Annotated in this window: 1 pseudogene; it reads right to left on the bottom strand. The window is 47.8% G+C overall.

The window, feature by feature from the left end:
- Positions 1 to 276: pseudogene (locus ACTRWF_RS19740) on the bottom strand (IS110 family transposase); the annotation flags it as partial.

A 276-nucleotide genomic window follows, 5' to 3' on the forward strand; every position in this document is an offset into this window, starting at 1 on the left:
GGATGCGCTCTTCTATGGTTTGCAATTGTTCTTGTAAGACTATTTGCTGGGCCGGGTGAGGCAATATCAATTCCGTGAGCCAACGAAGGTGCTTCTTCGACCAGTTGGCAGTACCTTCATAGCGTATGTTGTTGCGCAAAAGTAAGGCTTTAAGCTGATACTTCGCTTCTTTTAAATCTTTCATGGCTGCTTCTCGAGCTCGGGATAAATCCCGCACAGCCTCATCTTCCGGCTCGGGCACATAGATGGGTGTAAGGTCTTCAGACTTTAGTGACC

This window comes from Alteromonas sp. G5_S2_22_S1, from assembly GCF_054968525.1.